This is a genomic window from Mycolicibacterium thermoresistibile, assembly GCF_900187065.1.
GTDB lineage: Bacteria > Actinomycetota > Actinomycetes > Mycobacteriales > Mycobacteriaceae > Mycobacterium > Mycobacterium thermoresistibile.
In genome coordinates this window covers 3,169,331-3,189,974 of record NZ_LT906483.1, presented here as the reverse complement: position 1 = coordinate 3,189,974, position 20,644 = coordinate 3,169,331, and the positions used below count along the sequence as shown (strand labels likewise).

At 67.1% G+C, this 20,644-nt stretch carries 20 protein-coding genes; 13 read left to right on the top strand and 7 right to left on the bottom strand.

The genetic code is table 11. From position 1 onward, the window contains the following. Position 1: 1 nt before the first annotated feature. The 7 genes from CKW28_RS14930 to CKW28_RS14900 are packed head-to-tail and all read left to right on the top strand — an operon-like array spanning position 2 to position 8,772. Complete coding sequence (locus CKW28_RS14930) at positions 2-859, top strand: MlaE family ABC transporter permease (RefSeq protein WP_003927059.1); 858 nt, start codon at positions 2-4, stop codon at positions 857-859. A 13-nt stretch (positions 860-872) separates the two neighbouring features. Beyond that, complete coding sequence (locus tag CKW28_RS14925; RefSeq protein WP_003927058.1) at positions 873-2,060, top strand: MCE family protein; 1,188 nt, start codon at positions 873-875, stop codon at positions 2,058-2,060. After that, entirely contained in the window at positions 2,057-3,073 is a 1,017-nt protein-coding gene (locus CKW28_RS14920) for an MCE family protein (RefSeq protein ID WP_003927057.1), read from the top strand. Before CKW28_RS14925 ends, CKW28_RS14920 begins: the two co-directional genes overlap by 4 nt. After that, positions 3,073-4,155: an MCE family protein gene (locus CKW28_RS14915; RefSeq protein WP_003927056.1), complete on the top strand. Its 1,083-nt coding sequence runs from the start codon at positions 3,073-3,075 to the stop codon at positions 4,153-4,155. The genes CKW28_RS14920 and CKW28_RS14915 overlap by 1 nt, the downstream gene beginning before the upstream one ends. Beyond that, positions 4,155-5,606 carry an MCE family protein gene (locus CKW28_RS14910; protein WP_003927055.1) on the top strand — a complete coding sequence of 484 codons (1,452 nt, stop codon included), beginning with the start codon at positions 4,155-4,157 and terminating at the stop codon, positions 5,604-5,606. The genes CKW28_RS14915 and CKW28_RS14910 overlap by 1 nt, the downstream gene beginning before the upstream one ends. A 23-nt stretch (positions 5,607-5,629) precedes the next feature. Next, positions 5,630-7,015: an MCE family protein gene (locus CKW28_RS14905; protein ID WP_435405795.1), complete on the top strand. Its 1,386-nt coding sequence runs from the start codon at positions 5,630-5,632 to the stop codon at positions 7,013-7,015. Continuing rightward, positions 7,015-8,772 carry an MCE family protein gene (locus tag CKW28_RS14900; RefSeq protein ID WP_003927053.1) on the top strand — a complete coding sequence of 586 codons (1,758 nt, stop codon included), beginning with the start codon at positions 7,015-7,017 and terminating at the stop codon, positions 8,770-8,772. The genes CKW28_RS14905 and CKW28_RS14900 overlap by 1 nt, the downstream gene beginning before the upstream one ends. 86 nt (positions 8,773-8,858) lie before the next feature. On the opposite strand, the gene CKW28_RS14895 is transcribed toward CKW28_RS14900, so the two are convergent. Next, positions 8,859-9,371 (bottom strand): Rv2253/PknI dimerization domain-containing protein, encoded by a 513-nt coding sequence (locus CKW28_RS14895; protein WP_003927052.1) that lies wholly within the window; start codon positions 9,369-9,371, stop codon positions 8,859-8,861. Positions 9,372-9,535: 164 nt separating this feature from the next. On the opposite strand from CKW28_RS14895, the gene CKW28_RS14890 reads away from it, so the two are divergent. Next, entirely contained in the window at positions 9,536-9,901 is a 366-nt protein-coding gene (locus CKW28_RS14890; RefSeq protein ID WP_003927051.1) for a hypothetical protein, read from the top strand. Between the two features lie 8 nt (positions 9,902-9,909). Here the strand turns inward: CKW28_RS14890 and CKW28_RS14885 are convergent, their stop codons facing one another. From CKW28_RS14885 to CKW28_RS14875, 3 genes are all read right to left on the bottom strand, one after another. After that, positions 9,910-10,329 carry an Rv2576c family protein gene (locus CKW28_RS14885; RefSeq protein WP_040547376.1) on the bottom strand — a complete coding sequence of 140 codons (420 nt, stop codon included), beginning with the start codon at positions 10,327-10,329 and terminating at the stop codon, positions 9,910-9,912. A gap of 1 nt (position 10,330) precedes the next feature. Continuing rightward, positions 10,331-10,789: a hypothetical protein gene (locus tag CKW28_RS14880; protein WP_040547885.1), complete on the bottom strand. Its 459-nt coding sequence runs from the start codon at positions 10,787-10,789 to the stop codon at positions 10,331-10,333. Positions 10,790-11,010: 221 nt separating this feature from the next. After that, complete coding sequence (locus CKW28_RS14875) at positions 11,011-12,291, bottom strand: cytochrome P450 (RefSeq protein WP_003927048.1); 1,281 nt, start codon at positions 12,289-12,291, stop codon at positions 11,011-11,013. A 180-nt stretch (positions 12,292-12,471) separates the two neighbouring features. Here CKW28_RS14875 and CKW28_RS14870 point away from each other — a divergent pair, with 180 nt between their 5' ends. Further along, positions 12,472-13,092 (top strand): TetR/AcrR family transcriptional regulator, encoded by a 621-nt coding sequence (locus tag CKW28_RS14870; protein WP_003927047.1) that lies wholly within the window; start codon positions 12,472-12,474, stop codon positions 13,090-13,092. Between the two features lie 31 nt (positions 13,093-13,123). Here the strand turns inward: CKW28_RS14870 and CKW28_RS14865 are convergent, their stop codons facing one another. Both CKW28_RS14865 and CKW28_RS14860 read right to left on the bottom strand, forming a co-directional pair. Next, a complete protein-coding gene (locus CKW28_RS14865) occupies positions 13,124-14,275 on the bottom strand; it encodes a thiolase family protein (protein ID WP_003927046.1) in 1,152 nt (383 codons plus the stop codon). Next, a complete protein-coding gene (locus tag CKW28_RS14860) occupies positions 14,272-14,712 on the bottom strand; it encodes a Zn-ribbon domain-containing OB-fold protein (protein WP_040547882.1) in 441 nt (146 codons plus the stop codon). The genes CKW28_RS14865 and CKW28_RS14860 overlap by 4 nt, the downstream gene beginning before the upstream one ends. 200 nt (positions 14,713-14,912) lie before the next feature. Here CKW28_RS14860 and CKW28_RS14855 point away from each other — a divergent pair, with 200 nt between their 5' ends. Further along, a complete protein-coding gene (locus CKW28_RS14855) occupies positions 14,913-15,347 on the top strand; it encodes a nuclear transport factor 2 family protein (RefSeq protein ID WP_040547879.1) in 435 nt (144 codons plus the stop codon). An 86-nt stretch (positions 15,348-15,433) separates the two neighbouring features. Here CKW28_RS14855 and CKW28_RS14850 read toward each other — a convergent pair whose 3' ends face one another. Beyond that, entirely contained in the window at positions 15,434-16,159 is a 726-nt protein-coding gene (locus tag CKW28_RS14850) for an enoyl-CoA hydratase/isomerase family protein (RefSeq protein ID WP_003927043.1), read from the bottom strand. Positions 16,160-16,285: 126 nt separating this feature from the next. Between CKW28_RS14850 and CKW28_RS14845 the strand changes: the two genes are divergently transcribed. Genes CKW28_RS14845 through CKW28_RS14835 form a run of 3 tightly spaced genes read left to right on the top strand, consistent with a single transcriptional unit; the run spans position 16,286 to position 20,540 of the window. Next, a complete protein-coding gene (locus CKW28_RS14845; protein ID WP_003927042.1) occupies positions 16,286-17,836 on the top strand; it encodes an AMP-binding protein in 1,551 nt (516 codons plus the stop codon). Between the two features lie 35 nt (positions 17,837-17,871). Next, positions 17,872-19,062 carry an amidohydrolase family protein gene (locus tag CKW28_RS14840; RefSeq protein WP_003927041.1) on the top strand — a complete coding sequence of 397 codons (1,191 nt, stop codon included), beginning with the start codon at positions 17,872-17,874 and terminating at the stop codon, positions 19,060-19,062. Then, the gene (locus CKW28_RS14835) at positions 19,059-20,540 is read left to right on the top strand and encodes a FadD3 family acyl-CoA ligase (protein ID WP_003927040.1); all 1,482 of its coding nucleotides are present in this window, start codon (positions 19,059-19,061) and stop codon (positions 20,538-20,540) included. The genes CKW28_RS14840 and CKW28_RS14835 overlap by 4 nt, the downstream gene beginning before the upstream one ends. Positions 20,541-20,644 lie beyond the last annotated feature (104 nt).

The following is a 20,644-nucleotide window of genomic DNA, read 5'->3' as shown; positions in this document are numbered from 1 at the left end:
CATGGGGACCATTCAGACGCTGCGCGCGACCTATCCGCGGTTGGCCCGCCAGATCGAGCGGCCGGTCTCGCTGATGGGCCGGATCGGGGACCACACCCTGTTCTACGGCCGGGCGCTGGCCGGCGCGCCCTACGCCGCGATGCGGTTCCGCACCGAGATCATCCGGCTGATCGCCGAGATCTCCATGGGGGCGGGGACCCTGGCGATGATCGGCGGCACCGTGGTGATCGTCGGGTTCCTGACGCTGGCCGCCGGCGGCACCCTCGCGGTGCAGGGCTATTCCTCGCTGGGCGACATCGGCATCGAGGCGTTGACCGGGTTCCTGTCGGCGTTCATCAACGTGCGCATCGCCGCGCCCGTGGTGGCCGGCATCGGCCTGGCCGCCACCTTCGGGGCCGGGGTGACCGCCCAGCTCGGGGCGATGCGCATCAACGAGGAGGTCGACGCGCTGGAATCGATGGGAATCCCGCCGATTCCGTATCTGGTGTCGACCCGCATCGTGGCCGGGATGCTGGCCATCACCCCGCTGTACTCCATCGCGGTGATCCTGTCGTTCGTGGCCAGCCAGTTCACCACGGTGGTGTTGTTCGGCCAGTCCAGCGGGCTCTACGCGCACTACTTCGACACCTTCCTGAACCCGATCGACCTGCTGTGGTCGTTTCTGCAGGCGGTCCTGATGGCGATCACCATCCTGTTGATCCACACCTACTTCGGTTACTTCGCCACCGGCGGGCCGTCGGGGGTCGGGGTGGCCGTGGGCAACGCGGTGCGCACCTCGCTGATCGTGGTGGTGTCGGTGACCCTGCTGGTCTCACTGTCGGTGTACGGCTCCAACGGCAACTTCAACCTGTCGGGGTAGGGGTCGAAACGAGATGTCACGCAGTTACGCACGCCCGCTGGCCGGACTGGCGACCGTCGTGGTGATCGGGCTGATCATCGCGGTGGCCATCGGCCTGTTCCAGGGCAGTTTCCGCAAGTCCGTGCCGGTGACCGTGATCGCCGAGCGGGCCGGTCTGGTGATGAACCCGGACGCCAAGGTCAAGATGCGCGGCGTCCAGGTCGGCCAGGTGGACCGGATCGAGAACCGCCCGGACGGCACCGCGGTGCTGCATCTGGCGATGGACCCGTCGCAGCTGCACCTGATCCCGAAGAACGTCATCGCCGACATCGCCTCCACGACCGTGTTCGGGGCGAAATCCGTGCAGTTGACGATGCCGCCGGAACCGTCGGCGGAGCGACTGCAGCCCGGGCAGGTGTTGCGCGGCGATCACGTCATGATCGAGATCAACACCATCTTCCAGCAGCTGGTCGACGTGCTGGATCACATCGACCCGGTGAAACTGAACGAGACCCTGGGCGCGATCGCCTCGGCCTTCTCCGGACGGGGGGAACAGTTCGGTCAGACCCTGACCGATTTCGAGGCCCTGCTGGCCCGGCTGGAACCGAGCCTGCCCGCCTTCAGCCGCGATCTGGAACTGAGCGCGCAGGTTTCGGCGGCCTATGCCGACGCCGCTCCCAATCTGCTTCGCACCATGCAGAATTCGATTACGCTCAGCGACGGTATCGTCGACGAGCAGGACAACCTCGACGCCTTCCTGGTGAGCGCCATCGGGCTGGCCGATGTCGGCAACGACGTGCTGGGCGGCAACCGGGAGGCCTTCAGTGAGGTGCTGGAACTGCTCGTTCCCACCACAAATCTGCTCAACGAGTACGCACCGGCGATCAACTGCTCGCTGCTGGGCATGGAATACGTCATGAACCAACCCCCGCTGATGGACCCGGGCGTCCTGGTCAATGTGGCGTTCACACTGGGGATCGACCGGTACCGCTATCCGTCGAACCTGCCCAAGGTGGGCGCCAAGGGCGGTCCGCACTGTATGGGCCTGCCGTTCATCGGGTTCGGTAACCGGTCGAAGTATCTGGTCACCGATGTGAACGCCAATCCCTGGCAGTACGGCAACCAGGGGATCGTGCTGAACTCCGACGGGCTCAAACAGTTGCTGTTCGGCCCGCTGGACGGACCACCGCGCAACACCGCGCAGATCGGACAGCCCGGATGACCCGCACCATCGTCAAATTCGGGGTGTTCGTCACGGTGATGACGACACTCACCGCGTTCTTGTTCATGACCTTCAGCCAGTACCGCGGGGGTGCCACCTCCCGCTACTCGGCGGTCTTCGAGGACGCGTCACGGCTGGAGTCGGGAGACTCGGTGCGGGTGGCCGGCGTGCGGGTCGGCACCGTGCGGGGCGTCGCGTTGCAACCCGACAAGACCGTGCTGGTCGACTTCGACGCGGATCGCGGCATTCAGCTGACCGAAGGCACCCGGGCCGCGGTCCGGTACCTCAACCTCACCGGCGACCGCTATCTGGAACTGCTGGACGAACCCGGGTCGACCCGGCTGCTGCCGGCCGGTTCGCGGATTCCCAAGGAGCGGACCGCCCCGGCGCTGGATCTGGATCTGCTCCTCGGCGGCCTGCGGCCGGTGATCAACGGGCTGAACCCCCAGGACGTGAACGCCTTGACCTCGGCACTGGTGCAGATCTTCCAGGGGCAGGGCGACACGCTCGACTCGTTGATGAGCAAAACGTCGTCGTTCTCGACCAGCCTCGCCGACAGCAGCCAGGCCATCCAGCAGCTGATCGACAATCTCCGGGCGGTGGTGGACACCCTGGAGAAGGACGGAGACAAGTTCTCCGGCGCGATCGACCAACTGGAGCAACTGGTCAGCGGTCTGGCCGAGGACCGCGATCCGATCGGCACCGCGATCACCGCCCTCGATCAGGGCACCGCGTCCATGGCGGACCTGCTGTCCCAGGCCCGGCCGCCGCTGGACCGCACCGTCAACGAACTCAACCGGTTGGCGCCGCTGCTGGCCGACCACCAGATCGTCTTCGACCGGGCCCTGCAGCGCGGTCCGGAGAACTACCGGAAGCTGGCCCGGCTCGGCTCGTACGGCAGCTGGATCATGTACTACATCTGCGGAATCTCCTTCCGGGTGACCGACCTCGAGGGCCGGACCGCGGTGTTCCCCATGGTCAAACAAGAAGGCGGAAGGTGTGCTGAGCCCTGATGCGCAAATATCGTGAAACCAACTTGATGCGCGCGGGTTTCATCGGCTTCGTGCTCATCGTGCTCGTCATCACCATCGGTCTGCAGCCGGAACGGATCATCCAGTGGGCCACCTCGATCCGGTACCAGGCGTTGTTCAGCGAAGCCGGCGGGATCACCGTCGGCAACGACGTCACGATCTCCGGGATCAAGGTCGGCACGGTCAACGAGGTCACTCTGCACGACGGGGATGCGCTGGTCACCTTCACCGTGGCCGGAAAACACCAACTCGGGGCGCAGACCACCGCGCACATCCGCACCGGTTCGTTGCTGGGGGAGCGGGTGATCACGCTGGAGTCCTACGGCAGTGAACCGCTGCGCGGCACCGATGTCATCCCGACATCCCGCACGTCGTCGCCCTACTCGCTGACCGATGCGGTGGGCGATCTGGCCACCAACACCGCCGGTACCGACACCGCCGCGCTGAACCAGGCGCTCGACACGCTGTCGGCGACCATCGATCAGATCGCGCCACGCCTCGGCCCGACGTTCGACGGTCTCAGCCGGCTGTCGCGTTCGCTCAACGACCGCAACGAGAATCTGGCCGGCCTGCTGGCCAGCGCCGGCGAGGTGACCAAGGTGCTGGCAGAGCGCAGCCAGCAATTGAACACGTTGATCCTCAACGCCAATGATCTGCTGGCGGTGCTCAACGAGCGCCGGGAGGCCATCGTCACCCTGCTGGCGAACACGTCGGCAGTGGCGCAGGAACTCACCGCGCTGGTCGCCGACAACGAGGCCGAACTCGCGCCCACCCTGGAGCGGCTGAACTCGGTGATGGAGATGCTCGAACGCAACCGGGACAACATCGCGAAGATCCTGCCGAACCTGAAGAAATTCATCCTGGCCCAGGGTGAGACGCTGGCGAACGGTCCGTACTACAACGCGTTCGTCCCGAACCTCAACCCGGCGCAGATCCTGCAGCCGTTCCTGGACTACGCCTTCGGCTTCCGCCGCGGCACCAACGCCGGTCAACCACCCGACACCGTCGGTCCGCGCGCCGAACTTCCCCTGCCGTACAACGCAATTCCCGGAGGTACCCGCTGATGACGCGCAGGCGGCTGACCACCTGGCTGGCGGTGGGATTCGTTGTGCTGCTGGTGGCGGGAGGTGGGCTCCTGCTCCGGCAGGTGGTGTACGCGCCGCGTACCTTCGAGGCGATCTTCACCTCGGCGACCGGTATCTACCCGGGCGACGAGGTGCGGGTGTCCGGGGTGGCGGTCGGATCCATCGACTCGATCACCCCCGAGGGCACCCACACCCGGATGGTGCTGAAGGTGGACCGGGACGTGCCCATCCCGGCCGACGTCAAAGCCGTGATCGTGGCGCCCAATCTGGTGGCGGCCCGCTACGTGCAGTTGACCCCGGCGTACCGCTCCAGCGAGGGCGGGCCGACCCTGCCCGACAACGCGGTCATCGACCTGGACCGCACCGCCGTGCCGGTGGAGTGGGACGAGGTCAAGGAACAACTCATGCGGTTGGCCACCGACCTCGGGCCGCAGCGCGGTGTCGACGACACGTCGGTGTCCCGGTTCATCGAAACCGCCGCCGACGCGATGGAGGGCAACGGAGCCAAGCTCCGGGAGACCATCACCCAACTCTCCGGGGTGGCCCGGGTTCTCGCCGAGGGCAGCGGGAACGTCGTCGACATCATCAGGAATCTGCAGACGTTCGTCACCACGCTGCGCGACAGCAATGAGCAGGTGATGGTGTTCCAGAACCGGCTGGCGACACTGACCAGCGTGATCAACGGCAGCCGAACCGATCTCGACGCGGCGTTGCAGAACCTCTCCGTGGCGGTGGGCGAGGTCCAGCGGTTCGTGGCGGGCAGCCGTGACCAGACCTCCGAACAGCTGGAGCGGCTGGCCAACGTCACCCGCAACCTGCTCGACAACAAGCTCGAGATCGAGAACGTGTTGCACATCGCCCCCAACGCGCTGGCCAACGCCTACAACATCTACAACCCCGACACCGGAAGCCCGGTGGGACAGTTCGTGCTCAACAACTTCTCCGATCCCGTCCAGTTCATCTGCGGCGCCATCGGTGCGATCGAGAACACCACCGCGCCGGAGACCGCGAAGCTGTGCGCCCAGTACCTGGGGCCGGGGCTGCGGCTGCTGAACTTCAACTATCTGCCGATCGGCATCGACCCGTTCCTGATGCCCTCGGCGAAGCCGGAGAACATCATCTACTCCGAACCCAGACTCGCGCCCGGCGGCGGGGCCAACCTGGAGTTCGAACCCGAACTGCCGCCGACCGTGTCGGCCTACGAAGGCGTCCCTCCGGGTCCGCCGCCGTTCACCGGGCGGCCGCCCGGAACGCCGCCCCCGGGCGCGCAGCAGATGCTGCCGGGCGCACCTCCGGTGGTGCCACCCAATGTGCGGTCGACGCTGCAGGGCATGCTCAACCCGGCGGGCACACCGCACGGACCGGCGCCCGACGGGCCGCCGCTGCCGGCCGAGGCGCCGGCACCGGCAGAAGGGACACCGCCGGCATGAGACTCAAGAGGCACACAACGATGATGCGCGGAGTCGTGGCCGTGGGTGCCTGTGTCGCGCTGACCGTGAGTGGGTGCGGATTCCAGGGCGTGAACTCCCTGCCGCTGCCCGGTGCGGTGGGCCGCGGACCGGGTGCCGAGACATACACCGTCGAGATCGAGAACGTCGCGACGCTGGAACCGAATTCGCCGGTGATGATCGGCGATGTGGTGGTGGGCAGCGTGCGGAGCATGACGGTGCAGGACTGGCACGCCAAGGTCGAGATCTCGGTGGAGCCCGGCGTCGAGGTACCGGCCAACGCCGTCGCCAGCGTCGGCCAGACCAGCCTGCTGGGTTCGATGCACCTCGCGCTGGACCCGCCGCCCGGGGAGCGGCCCCAGGGCCGGTTGGCGCCGGGATCGGTGATCCGGCTTGATGATTCGTCGACCTATCCGACAACCGAACAGACCCTGGCCTCACTCGCCGCGGTGGTCAACGGCGGCGGGCTCGGCCAGATCGGCGACGTGATCCACAACATGAGCGGAGCGCTCAACGGCCGGGAACAGCAGATCCGGGATCTGCTGAACCGGCTGGACACGTTCGTCGGCACGCTGGACGCCCAGCGGGACAACATCGTGTCCTCGATCGAGTCGCTGAACCGGCTGGCCGCGAGGTTCGCCGGGGAACGGGACGACATCACCCGCGCGTTGGAGCGGGTCCCACCGGCCATCGAGGTTCTGGTCCGGGAACGGCCACGGCTGACCGCCGCGCTGGAGCGGCTCGGCACCTTCAGCGACACCACGACCCGCTTCGTCAACGATTCCCAGGCGGATTTGGTGCGCAACCTCGAGAACCTGGAACCCGCACTGAAAGCGCTCGCCGATGTGGGTCCCAGCCTCAACAGCGTCCTCGAATTCGCGGTGCACTTCCCGTTCACGCAGAACTTCATCGACCGCGCGATCCGCGGCGACTACTACAACCTCTTCGCGATCGTGGACTTCACCATTCCGCGGTTGAAGCGCACCCTGTTCCTCGGCACCCGGTGGGCTCAGGAGGGCGCCCAACTGGTGCCGGCGCCGGGGGACCCGCAGTATCTGCAATACACCTACGATCCGCTCCGATTGGGTGTCGACCCGCCGCCGCCACAGTTCGTGCCGCCACTCGGAGACGAGGTGTTCCCGCCAGCGGTGCCGCCCGAACCACCGCAGGCGGCGACGGCCGAACAGGAGGCGTTGCCGCTGCCGCCGATCACCGAGGACGTCGGGCCGTTGCTGCCGGCCGCGCCTCCGGCAGTGGTGAATTTCCCGGGCGGGCCGGTCACCGTCCGGCCCACGCCGCCGGCACCGGACGGCTCGACCCCGATATTCGCGGGACATCCGGCGCAACCGCCGTCGCCTGAGACCGCTCCCAGCTCCGGAGGTGGTGGCTGATGCTGACCCGGTTCATCCGAACCCAGCTGATCCTCTTCACGATCGCCGCGATCGTGGGGGTCTCGGTGATGGTGTTCGCCTACATGCAGGTCCCGATGCTGCTGGGGATCGGCCGGATGACGGTGAAGATCGAATTGCCGGAGGCCGGTGGGCTGTACCGGTTCAGCAACGTCACCTACCGCGGCACCCAGGTCGGCAAGGTGCAGTCGGTGACCCTCACCGACGACGGCGTCGAGGCGACGATGTCACTTGTCGGGTCGGCGAAGATCCCTGCCGATCTGCGCGCCGAGGTGCGCAGCATGTCCGCGGTCGGCGAGCAGTACATCGAACTGTTGCCGCGCACCGATTCCCCGCCGTACCTGGAGAACGGATCGGTGATCCCCCGCTCGGACACGTCGGTGCCGCAGGCCGTCGGGCCGATGCTGGAACAGCTCAGCACCCTGGTGAACACCATCCCGAAGGACAGCCTGAGCCGGCTGCTCGACGAGTCGTTCGAGGCGTTCAACGACACCGGATACGAGTTCGGTTCGTTGCTGGACTCGTCGGCGACGGTGACCCGCGACGCCAACGCGGTCGCCGATCAGACCCGCCTGCTGGCCGAGGATGCGGAGCCGTTCCTCGACGCCCAGGCACAGACCACCGACTCGATCCGGGTCTGGGCGGCGAGCCTGGCCGGAATCACCGACCAACTGGACAAGAACGACCCACAGATCCGCACCGTGCTGCGGGAGGGGCCCGGATTCGCGCAGGAGACAGCGCAACTGCTCGAACAAGCCAGGCCCACCCTGCCGGTGCTGCTGGCGAACATGACCACGTTCGGCAAGATCGGGGTGTCCTACAACCCGTCGATCGAGCAGTTGCTGGTGCTGGTGCCGCCCTTCGTCGCGCAGATTCAGACCTACGCGCCGACCACCAGCCCGAACGGCCTGCCGAACGGCGAGTTCTCCTTGGGGCTGGGCGATCCCGCGGCCTGCACGGTGGGCTTCCTGCCACCGTCGGCATGGCGCAGCCCGGCCGACACCACCGTGGTCGACACCCCGGAGGGGTTGTACTGCAAGTTGCCGCAGGACTCTCCGGTCGCGGTGCGGGGCGCCCGCAACTACCCCTGTATGGAACACCCGGGTAAGCGTGCGCCGACCGTGGAGTTGTGCAACGACCCCGAGGGTTACAAGCCGGTGGCGACACGCCAGCATGCGCTCGGCCCGTACCCGTTCGACCCGAACCTGGTGTCGCAGGGGGTGCCGATCGACGCGCGGGCCAGACTGGACGACAACACATTCGGCCCGGTGGAGGGCACCCCGCTGCCGCCGGGCGTGACCGCACCGCCGCCGCGTATCCCGCAGGCGCCGTCACCCCCGCCGAACTTCGCCGGGACCGGGCCGGGTGCACTGCTGCCCGGACAGCCGTTGTACACCGAACCGCCGGTGAGTCCGCCCGGGCCGGCCCAGGTGACCGAACCGGACATCGTTCCGGCGCCGCCGGCGCAGCTTCCGTCGGCCACCGAGGTGCCGGTACCGCCGGGGGTGAACCCCGACGATCTGCACCTGCCGCCCGGTGCCGTCCCGGTGCCGGGACCCGGGTCGGGGACGGTGATCTCGCCGAGTTCGTCGAGCAGTGCGCGAGACGGCGGACCGACCGTCGCGTTCGCCCGGTACAACCCGCGGACCGGTGAGTACATGGCGAGCGACGGGCGGCTGTATCGCCAGTCCGATTTGAGCAGCACCCCGAAGTCGTGGCAGGAGCTGATGCCGACCTGATCGGGAAAACCTCGAACGACAGTCGGCCCCGGGCGGAGATGCCCGGGCCGAGCTGTGTCACGGAGGTATGTCGGGGAGGCGGCGGTTCAGATCTTCTTCATGTAGAACGGCATCCTGATCTGCGGCCACTGGTTGCGGCCACAGGATCCGCTGGCGCCCAGAGTCTGGTTCTCCCCGGCGAATTCGTCTGAGCCCATCTTGTAGTGTCCGTCGAAGCCGACCGGATAGATCTTGTAGACGCGCAGCCCCTCGACGGGCTGACCGTCGGCGCAGAACCGCCATTCGGGGACCACCCGCTTGACGTACCACAGTCCGTTGGTGGTGTAGATCGGGGCGCTCCAGCCCTCATCGCTGGTGACGGTGCCCGCACATTCGTTCGGGGCGATGCACTCGGTCTCGATCGTCCAGGTGGCGCGCTCACCGGGCTGGTTCTGATAACGCTCGTTGACCCTGGCGAATTCGCCGTTGGAGGACACGGCGAACGTGCCGTTGATGCCCCACTCCTCGGAATCGGCCGTGGCGGGTCCGGCGAAGGTCAATCCCAGGGTGGCCGTGGCCGCGATGACCGCAGCACCGGTTCTGATGCTGTTGACCGACATGAAAGAACTCCTCCGCTGTGGGAGACCGGATATCCAGTCCGGAGAATATCAGTTGCGGCGCACCGCTATTGATTGATGGGAGATATGCTTGCCAAAATAGAGAATTCCGTTTCCGGGTATGGAAGAGTGATGCCGTGCGTCTGACCGGGATAGCCGCAGCTGCGATGATCGCTGCCGGGTTGTTGACCGCACCTCAGGCCGGTGCCGAACCCCAAACCTGCAACGACCCGTATTGCGTGCCGGGTATCACCCCCAATGTGGTGCTCGGGTCCTATTGCGAGAACACGACCTATTACGTGTTCGGAACCGCGGTCGCGGGCCCCTCGATCCGGGAGGGCAGGCTGGTGTTCTGCGGTTCGCCGCGGCGGTATGAGCCGCGTTGGTTCCGGTCACCGCCGATGGCCGGCATCCGCGATCTGCACAGCGACTGCACCGGCGAGGAGAACATGGTGGCCCAGGCGCCGGACGGTCTGTTCCTGGCGTGTGTGTCGATGAACGGCGAGAACCGCTGGCGCCGCGGTGACGCCTGATCCGGGCGTCACCAGTTACGGATCGAGCACAGCGCGCCCTTCGGTCCGCTGTGCCGTTTCACCACCACACCATCCACCGCGAGCTCGCAGTTGAAGCCCGGCGGCTCCAGATTCGGAGCCTCACCACTCTGCACGACCACCATCGCCCACATCGCGGGATCGGCCAGATGGGTCTCGAACACCCATGGCTGATCCGGCCCGACGGTGGCCTCCGCCTTCGGGCTGAAGATGTACGGGTTGTGGCTGTAGTCGGAGAACACCGCGGGTTCGCGCTCGCGGTAGTAGATCCGGGCGTGGAACGGCGCGTCGGCGGTCACGGTGTACCGGACGTGGTGCAGGACGGGCTCCTCGGCCGCCGCAGGCGCTGCCGATGCCACCGACGCCAGTCCGAGGGACAGCACAGCGAGGCAGGTCGCGGAAGTCTTCATCTCACATCCTGGTCAGGAAGAACGGGTAGACGTGCTGGCCGCCCGGTGCGCCGTCGCATCCCACCTCGAATGATGACACCAACTCGCCGGCCAACGTCTCGGCGTCCCAGGTGTACACATCGTGCGTCGGGATGGTGGGCCCGTAATAGATGTCCCCACAGCGCAATCCGAACGGATCATCCAGCACCATGGTGTAGCGGCCGTCGGCGAGCCAGGCCTGGGTGTGGCCGTAGATCGCCTTGGCGATCGGCTGGGGCTCCGTCCACACCTCCACACAGTCGGTGCGTTTGGAGTTGTCCGGATTACGGCACGGCGCGTTGAGCACCCAGATGTAGGTGTGGAAATCCCGGCGGTCGGGCATGTGCAGCAGATAATTGCCGAACGGCATCGCAGCCGATGCCGGTGGCGGCGCGATGAGCGCCGCCACCATGAGGGCGGCGCACAACACCACCGACTTCACATGTTCCTCCACTGTGCGGACCGGCCGCCGTTTCGCCGGCTGTGTCGAAAGTCGATCGAGAACATCGGTCTCGAGTACCCGGATCGCTGTTCGCGCCAAAGAATAACAATTCCGTTCGCGGGGAAAGGGCCGAATGGGCGGCCCGGAATGCCCGTCCCGGTGATTGCGGACCAGACCCTCGCCCGGAACTGAGAGCCCCGCGTCCGGCCCGTTCGGCCGACTCAGCCGATCGGCTTGAACGTGATGTTCAGTTCCGTCAGCCCACGCAGGATGAACGTCGGCTCGTAGGTGTAGTTGCGCTCACCCGGTCCGCCGTGTTTGTCGGCGTCGATCTCGATGTCGGCCAACCGATCCAGGAGGCGCTCGATGGACACCCGGCCCTCGACCCGGGCCAGCGGCGCGCCGGGGCAGGAGTGGATGCCGCGGCTGAACGCCAGGTGCTCACGCACGTTCTTGCGGTCGATGTCGAACTCGTGCGGGTTCTCGAACCGGCGCGGGTCCCGGTTGGCGGCACCGGGGGCCACCATGACCGTGGTGCCGGCCGGGGCGTCGAGGTCACCGACGGTGGTCGACTTGCGCACCATCCGGAAGACCGTCTTGACCGGGCTCTCCATCCGCAGACACTCCTCGATGAACACCGGGATGCGGCTGCGGTCCTCGCGCAGGGTCTGCTGGATGTCGGGCCGGTCGCCGAGGATCTGCAGCGCTGCGCCGAGCAGTTTGGCGGTGGTCTCCTGCCCGGCGGCGAACAGGAAGGTGGCGGTGCGGACCACGTCGATCACCTCCGGCGTCGAGCCGTCCGGGTACTTCGCCGTGGCGATCGCGGTCAGCACGTCGTCGCGCGGCTCGCGCCGCCGATCCTCGATGTACTGGGTGAACTTGTCGTCGGCCCACTCCAGGGGGTTGGTGGCGATCGTCTCGTGGTCCAGCGAACCGATCCGGGTGCCCGGCCGCTCCGCACCGAACGCCTCCCGGAACGCGTCGTGGTCCTCCTCCGGCACGCCGAGCAGGTCGGCTACCACCAGCAATGAGAACGGCTTGGCATAGGCGGCCAGGAACTCGCACTTGCCGTCGGCGATGAACTCGTCGATGTGGCGGTCGGCCAGACGCCACATGAAGTCCTCGTTCTCCTTGAGCCGCTTGGGGGTCAGCAGGCGGGCCAGGATCGACCGGGCGTTGGTGTGCTCCGGCGGATCCATCGTCACCATGTGCTCGTACATGGGGATCTGGGTCCGGTGCCGGGCGATCTGCTCGGTGATGTCGTCACCCTCGGGCTGGAACGGCAGCGGCGTGAACGGCCCCATCACCGCGATGCACGAGGAGAGGTTCTCCGAATCGCGGTACACGTCGTTGGCTTCCTCCCAGCCGGTCACCGCGATGACGCCGTGATGCGGCTCCCGGGCGATCGGGCATTTGGACCGCATGTGGTCGAAATACGGATGCGGATCGGGAACCAGCGAGGGATCGGTGAAGTAGTCGATGGAATCGAAATCAGTGGTCATGATTGTCGCTTTCTCCCGGGCGGGACGCGGAACCGGGGGGCCCTGGATCGCCGTACGTTTGGGCAATCTGCTGAGCACTTGCTTAGCACGGAGCTAGAGTCGGGGTCAAGAACGGTCTGCGGTGCGGCGCTTACCATCACCGTGGTGTATCCAGACCAGTGACGAAGAGGTGGATTCGGTATGGCATCGGGTCGGCGGATCGGTACGCCCGACGCGAAGAACCGCGGCGTTCTGCTCGACGCCGCAGAGCGGTTGATGCTCGAGGAGGGCTACGTCGCGGTGACGTCGCGCCGGGTCGCGGAAAAGGCCGGTTTGAAGCCACAGCTGGTCCATTACTACTTCCGGACCATGGACGACCTGTTTCTGGAGGTGTTCCGCCGCCGGGCCGAGGAGGGACTGCGCGCACAGGAGGAGGCGTTCGCCTCACCGCAGCCGTTGTGGGCGCTGTGGCGGTTCGGCACCGACCCGGCCGGGACCAGGTTGACCATGGAACTCATGGGGCTGGCCAACCACCGGCCGGCGCTGCGGGCCGAGATGGCCCGCTACGCCGAACGGTTCCGGGAGAAGGAACGCGACGCGATCGCCGCGATCCTGGAGCGGTACGGCATCGACGCCTCCGACGTGCCCCCGGTGGTGTGGGCGGTGTTCGCAGCCGCCGTGTCCCGAATGCTGGTGATGGAGAAGGCGATCGGGATGTCTGTGGGGCACAAGGAGATCCTCGAGTTCTGCGAGGACTGGCTGCGCCGGCTGGAGGGTGAGCCGTTGCCCGCGTCGGACCCGGACTCGGTCGCTTCGGCCTGAGTCCCGCGGTGTTCGAATCCACCGCCGGGGTCTACAGCGACAGGATCGTGGCCGACGCGGTCCCGGGAGCCCCGTAGACCTGCGCGAGGCCCACCCGCGGATTGTTCGGCACCTGGCGCTCCCCGGCCTCACCCCGCAGCTGCCGCACCAATTCGTGCACTTGGCGCAGACCCGACGCCCCGATCGGCTCGCCGTTGGCGATCAGGCCGCCGTCGGTGTTGATCGGCAGCGACCCGCCGATCTCGGTGGCGCCCTCGGCCAGCAGCTTCTCCTGCTCACCGTCGGCGCACAACCCGGTCTCGGCCATGTGGATCACCTCGGCGCCGGCGTCGGTGTCCTGCAACTGCGCGATGTCGACATCCTCCGGGCCGATTCCGGCGGCCTCGTAGGCGGCGCGCGCGGCGTACACCGTCGGCGCCACATCCTCCTCCAGGGGCGCCGAGGTGGCATGCACCTCGTAGGCGCCGTAGCGGCGGGTGCGGATCTCGCTGGCCCGCACGTACACCGGCTTGTCGGTGAAGCGGTGAGCGATGTCGCCACGGCACATGATCACCGCCGCAGCACCCTCGTCGGGGGCGCAGAACATGTACTGGGTCAGCGGATAGTTCAACACCGGCGAGTTCAGGATGTCCTCGACCGAGATCTCCTTGCGGCGGAACGCATTCGGGTTCAATGATCCGTTGCGGAAGTTCTTGTTCGCGACCCGGGCCAGCGTCTCCTGGGAGATGCCGTGATCGTGCAGGTACCGGTTCGCCTTCATGCCGAAGAACTTGGTGGTGACGAACTGGCCGTTCTGCGCGTACCACTGGGGGAGCGCGAGTTTGGCCGGGTCGTCGGTGAACGCGCCGCGGGGGTGCTTGTCCATCCCGATCGCGATGCCGATGTCGTACTTGCCCAACCGGATGGTGTCGGCCGTCTCCTGGATGGCGCTGGCCGCGGTGGCGCAGGCATTGAACACGTTGGTGAACGTGATACCGGTGAGACCGACCAGGCGGGTGACCGCGTCCGGGTTGGAGATCTCATAGCTGCCGCCGTAGCCGAACTGGATGTCCTTCCATTCCAGGCCGGCGTCGGCGAGTGCGGCGGCGATGGCCTCGGCGCCCATCTCCATGGCGGTCTTGTCGAACCGGCCGAACGGGTGCAGGCCCACCCCGATGATCGCGACGGAGTTCTCGTTGCTCATGCGGTGGTGCCCTCCTCGGTGCGTCCGGTCGGCCGGAATGCGAACGTCATGATGTCCTCGCCGTTCTCATCGGTGGTGAGCGGCACCATCGTCAACTCGACGGGCATCCCGAATTCGAGTTCGGCCGGGTCGTTCTCGGTCAGCCTGCCCTCCACCCGCACGGTGTCGCCGAGTTGGACGAGACCGACGCCGAACGGCACGAAGTCGTCGCCGGTCGGACCCGCATAGGGCGGTCCGGGCGGGAATCCCTGGGTGGTCCAGGCCACCAGGGTGCCCTCCCTCGGCAGCAGGAGCTCGCTCATCTCGGCCGCACTGCACTTCGGGCAGCGGTCCTGGCGCGGGAACGTCACGGCCGAACATGATCCGCATCGACTGCCGATCAGCTGGGGGTTCTCCTCGGGCCAGGTGGAAATCTCGGGGGCCAGCGCTCTCGCCATCAACCGTCCTTCGTTCATCCAGGCGTCTGCACCACCGCGTTCACCCCGCCGGCCGGGCCCCGTCGGCCGGGCCCCGGCGGACGAGCACGGTGGCGTCGCCGGTGACAATATCCGGAAACGACGTTCTCGTCTAGGGAGAACCTGTTGCACGGCCGGTGGTGGTCTCGACGGGATCCGCCGCGGCGGTTACCGTGCGACAGGTGGACTCCGACAGGGCGCAGATCGCCGACGTATTGATCCGCTACGCAACGGGTATCGACCAGAAGGACTGGACGCTGTTCCGCAGCTGCTGGACCGACCGGATCGACGTCGACTACCACCAACTCGGCACCTTCACCGATCCGGACGCCTTCACCGAGGTGATGGCGCAGGTGCACGGACCGATGGGACCGACCTACCACCGCATGGGCAACGTCGTCATCGACGTCGACGGCGACCGGGCCACCGCGCGCTCGTATGTGCACGCGGTGCTGATGCTGCGCCCGGACGACGGGGAGAACTGGATCGACGCGGTCGGTCACTACGACGATGAGCTGGTACGCACCGGCGACGGGTGGCGGATCCGGCGCCGGGTGTCCACGACCGCGCGGCTGCTCACCGGTGGGGACCTGGCCGCGCAACTGCGCGCGCAGTGACGGTACTTCCCGGGCCGATCCGGCAGATCGGTTGTGTGGTCGCCGATCCGATCGGGCGATCCGGGAGCCGGGGCTGAACCCGACGGCTACTTCGTCCGGTTCATCAGGCTGTCGGCGGCCTGCCAGTGCTCGTCGGAAACCCACAGCCGCGCAAAGGCTGTCACCGCTTCAGTGGTGGGCACGCCGCCGATCACCCGCTTGATCTCCGCGGCCGGCCGCGTCGCCAGCGACCGGGCGATGGCGCGCCACTCGGTGTCGAAGGAGGCCCGCGGAACGACCTTGTCCACCAGGCCGACCCGTTCGGCCTCGGCGGCGGTGAGGACGGTCCCGGTGCCCGCCAGCAGCAGCGCTTTGCTCCTGCCGACCAGTTCCGCCAGCCGTTCGGCGCCGCCCCACGCCGGCATGATCGCCAGGGCCACCTGATTGAAACCGATCCGGATGTCGTCGGCTGCGATCCGGATGTCGGCGGCCACCGCCACCTCGGCCCCGCCGCCGAGCGCATGCCCGTTGAGTGCGGCGATCACCGGACCGGGAAAGCGGGCCAGCCGATCGCAGATCGAGCGCATCCGCCACGCCATCGCCGACGCCTCGAGTTCGGTGCGCAGGGCGGCCAATTCCTTGAGATCGCCACCCGACACGAACGCCCGGTCGCCGGCACCCCTGATCACCAGCGCCTGCGCGTCCGGGTTGCCGGCGAGCGAGTCCAGCGCCTTCTCCAGCTGCTCCATGGTCGCCGGCGCGATCGCGTTGCGGGCCTGTGGCCGGTCGATGGTGATGACGGCCAGCCCGTCGGTGAGTTCAAGGTCGACCATCAGAGCGTTCTCCCCATCAGGCGTTCTCCCCATCAGGCGTTCTCTGCTGCCGGTATTGGCATTCTCGCGGTCGGAGAATAGCATCACCAGCATTCGACGAGTTGGTGCGGAGGTGCTGCGTTCTTCATGCGATCCATCCCGGCGGAGCTGAGGCGACGCTACGAAGAGAACGGCTGGTGGACGCAGGAATCGCTCGGCGATCTACTCGCCGAGGGGCTGCGGGCCGCCCCCGACGCCGGGTTCCGCGTGCACTCGGATGTGCGGCCGTACACCGGCACCTTCGCCGACGTGGAGGAGCGGGCGCGCCGGTTGGCCGCCGGGTTGCGCGCACGGGGTGTCGGGCCGGGCGACGTCATCGCGTTCCAGCTCCCGAACTGGGTCGAGGCCGCGATGACGTTCTGGGCCTCGGCGTTTCTGGGCGCGGTGGTGGTTCCCGTCGTGCACTTCTACGGCCGCAAGGAACTCGGCCACATCCTCCGCACCGCCCGGCCGAAGGTCTTCATCACCGCCGCCGAGTTCGGGCGGATGCGGTATCAGCCCGATCTGTGCGCGGACGTGCCGATCGTCGGGGTGGTCGGCCAACACGGTTTCGACGATTTGGTGGCCGACGAGCCGATGACCGGCACGCTCGCCACCGATCCGGCCGGGCCGGCGCTGATCGCGTTCACCTCCGGCACCACCCGGGATCCCAAGGGGGTGATCCACAGCCATCAGACCCTCACCTTCGAGACCCGGCAGCTGCTGGCGAACTACCCACCGGACCGGGGACGGCAGCTGACCGCCACACCGGTCGGCCACTTCATCGGCATGGTGGGGGCGTTTCTGATCCCGGTTCTCGAAGGCGCGCCGATCGATCTCGCCGACGTCTGGGATCCGGGCAGGGTGCTTCGGCTGATGGAGGCCGAGGACATCTCCATCGGTGGCGGGCCGCCGTATTTCGTGACCAGCCTGCTGGACCACCCCGACTGCACTCCCGAACATCTGGCCCGGTTCAAGACGGTCGGACTCGGCGGATCGACGGTGCCGACGACGGTCACCCGGCGGTTGGCCGAGCTGGGCATGTTCGTGTTCCGGTCCTACGGCAGCACCGAACATCCGTCGATCACCGGCTCGGGGCCGGCTGCGCCGGAGGAGAAACGGCTCTACACCGACGGCAATCCTCGCCCCGGCGTGGAGATCCGCATCGCCGAGGACGGTGAGATCCTCTCCCGCGGACCGGACCTCTGCCTGGGTTACACCGACGACGCGTTGACCGCCCGGGCCTTCGATGACGACGGCTGGTACCACACCGGCGACATCGGTGTGCTCGACGACGACGGCTACCTGACCATCACCGACCGCAAGGCCGACCTGATCATCCGCGGCGGCGAGAACATCAGCGCGCTGGAGGTGGAGGAGGTGCTGCTCGGCATGCCCGCCGTCGCCGAGGCCGTCGTGGTCGCCGCGCCCGATCCGCGCCTCGGCGAACGCACCGCCGCCGTGGTACGGGTCAAACCCGGCCACGCCATGCCCACGCTGGACGAGGTGCGGGACCACTTCGAACGGACCGGGGTGGCCCGCCAGAAGTGGCCGGAGGAGTTGCACGAGGTCAGCGACTATCCGCGCACCGCCAGCGGCAAGGTGCAGAAGTACCGGGTTCGGCAGAGCATCGCGGAGATTGCAGCCGCGCAGCAATGAGAATAGGATTCTCGTGAAAAGAAAAGGAGTGTTCCATGGGGCAACTGTCGCACCGGGTCGAGCTGCCGTTCCCGCTGTTCGACGCCGACAACCACCTCTATGAGCCGCCGGAGGCGATGACGAAGTACCTGCCCAAGGACTACAAGGACGTCGTCCAGTACGTCCAGGTCAACGGGCGGACCAAGATCGCGATCCGGGGTCAGATCTCCAACTACATCCCGAACCCGACCTTCGAGGTGGTCGCCCGGCCGGGTGCCTGGGAGGAGTACTTCAAGTTCGGCAATCCGGAGGGTAAGAGCAAGCGCGAGCTGTTCGGTGAGCCGATGCGGTCGATCCCGGCGTTCTTCGAACCCGGTCCGCGCCTGGAGCTGATGGACGAACTCGGTGTCGACCGCACCCTGATGTTCCCGACGCTGGCCAGCCTGATCGAGGAGCGGCTGCGCGACGATCCGGTGGCGATCCACGTGCTGATCCATGCGCTCAACCAGTGGCTCGACGAGGTGTGGGGCTTCAACTACAAGAACCGCATCTTCACCACCCCGGTGATCACCCTGCCGATCGTCGAGAAGGCCATCGAGGAACTGGAGTGGTGCGTCAAGCGCGGTGCCCGCGCCATCCTCATCCGTCCCGCTCCGGTGCCCGGTTTCCGCGGGCCGCGGTCGTTCGCGCTGCCCGAGTTCGACCCGTTCTGGGAGCGGGTCGTGGAGTACGACGTGTTCGTCGGTATGCACTCGTCGGACAGCGGCTACTCGCGCTACACCTCCGAGTGGGACGGCTCGCAGCAGGAGATGCTGCCGTTCCAGACCAACGCCATGGCGATCCTCAACGAGTGGCGGCCGATTCAGGATGCGGTGGCGTCCTGGGTGATCCACGGCGCGCTGTTCCGGCACCCGAAGCTGAAGGTCGGCATCGTCGAGGCCGGCTCCAAGTGGATGTTCCCGCTGCTGGATTCGATGGCGGAGGTGTACAAGAAGGCGCCGGAGGCGTTCCTGGGCAACCCGATCGAAGAGATCAAGAACCGCATCTACGTCAGCCCGTTCTACGAGGAGGGCATCGACGAGCTGATCAACCTGGTCGGTGTGGACCAGGTGCTCTACGGTTCGGACTGGCCGCATCCGGAGGGGCTGGCCGAACCGACCCACTACGTCACCGCGCTGGAGCACCTCTCCCTGGAGGACCAGGCCAAGATCATGGGCGGCAACCTCAGCCGTCTCGTCACGGTGTGAGTCCCCGCGACACCTGGCGGACCATCCCTGAGATGGTCCTGAGCGCAGCGGACCGCTTCGGCGACGCGGAAGCGGTCGTCGACGGTCCGCTGCGCCTCACCTTCACCGAGGTTGTGCACCGGATCCGTTGCGCTGCAGGCGCTTTCAGAGATCTCGGCATCGGCAAGGGGGACCGGGCCGCGATCTGGGCGCCCAACTCCGCTGAGTGGATCATCGCCGCGTTCGGACTGCTCACCGCCGGCGGTGTGCTGGTTCCGGTCAACACCCGGTTCCGGCCCGACGAGGCCGCCGACATCATCGGCCGCAGCAACGCCCGGGCGGTCCTGGTGCAGAAGGACTTCCTGAGCCAGGATTACACGCTGTCGGACACCGACCTCGCCGGCGGCCCACCGGTGATCGACATCAAATCCGACTTCCTCTCCGGCGGTGCGCCATTCGAGCGTGACGACATCGCCGGCACCGACATCTCCGACATCATCTTCACCTCGGGCACCACCGGGCGCCCCAAAGGCGCGATGATGAACCATCTGCAGAGTCTGCGGATGTACGAGGAGTGGGCGACACTGGCGGATCTGCGCGAAGGCGACCGCTATCTGATGATCAACCCGTACTTCCACACCTTCGGGCTCAAGGCCGGGCTGATCGCCTCGTTCCTGCGCGGGGCGACCATGGTGCCGGTGGCGGTGTTCGACGCCGAGCAGGTGGTGGACCTGGTCGAGCGGGAGCGGATCACGATGCTGCCCGGGCCGCCGACGCTGTACCACTCGCTGTTGGCGGTCCGTGACAAGGACAAGCTGGCGACCCTGCGGGCCGCGGTCACCGGGGCGGCCGACATCCCGGTCGAACTGATCCGGCGGATCCGCGACGAGCTTCCGTTCCGGAGCCTGATGACCGGATACGGCCTCACCGAGGCCGGCAATGTCACGCTGTCGCGGCCCGGCGACACCCCGGAACAGGTGGCCACCACCGCGGGCCTGCCCTGCGAAGACGTGGAGGTGCGCATCGCCGCCGACGGCGAGGTGCTGGTACGCGGATACGGCGTCATGCAGGGTTACCTCGACGACCCGGCGGGCACCGCACAGGCCATCGATCCGGACGGCTGGCTGCACACCGGCGACCTCGGCAGCTTCGACGACACCGGTCGGCTGCGCATCGTCGGCCGCAAGAAGGACATGTTCATCGTCGGCGGGTTCAACGCCTATCCGGCCGAGATCGAGGGCTTCCTGATGGAGCATCCGGCCGTCGCGCAGGCGGCCGTCATCGGGGTGCCCGACGAACGGCTCGGCCAGGTGGGCAAGGCCTTCATCGTGCTCGATGCCTCGGCCCGGCGTGCCGACGGGCCCACCGTATCGGCCGAGGACATCATCGAATGGAGCCGGCAGCGCATGGCCGGTTACAAGGTGCCGCGTCACGTGGAATTCCGCGACGCGTTACCGTTGAACGCCACCGGCAAGGTGGTCAAAGAGCAGCTGCGCTGACCCAAACTGTATGTAAACAGCGTTTTCGCAGGCAGCATGGTCTTTTTGGTTACCTGTCGATCGGGTATCGTCGCCGCGATATCGAAAACTAATAACATCATTCT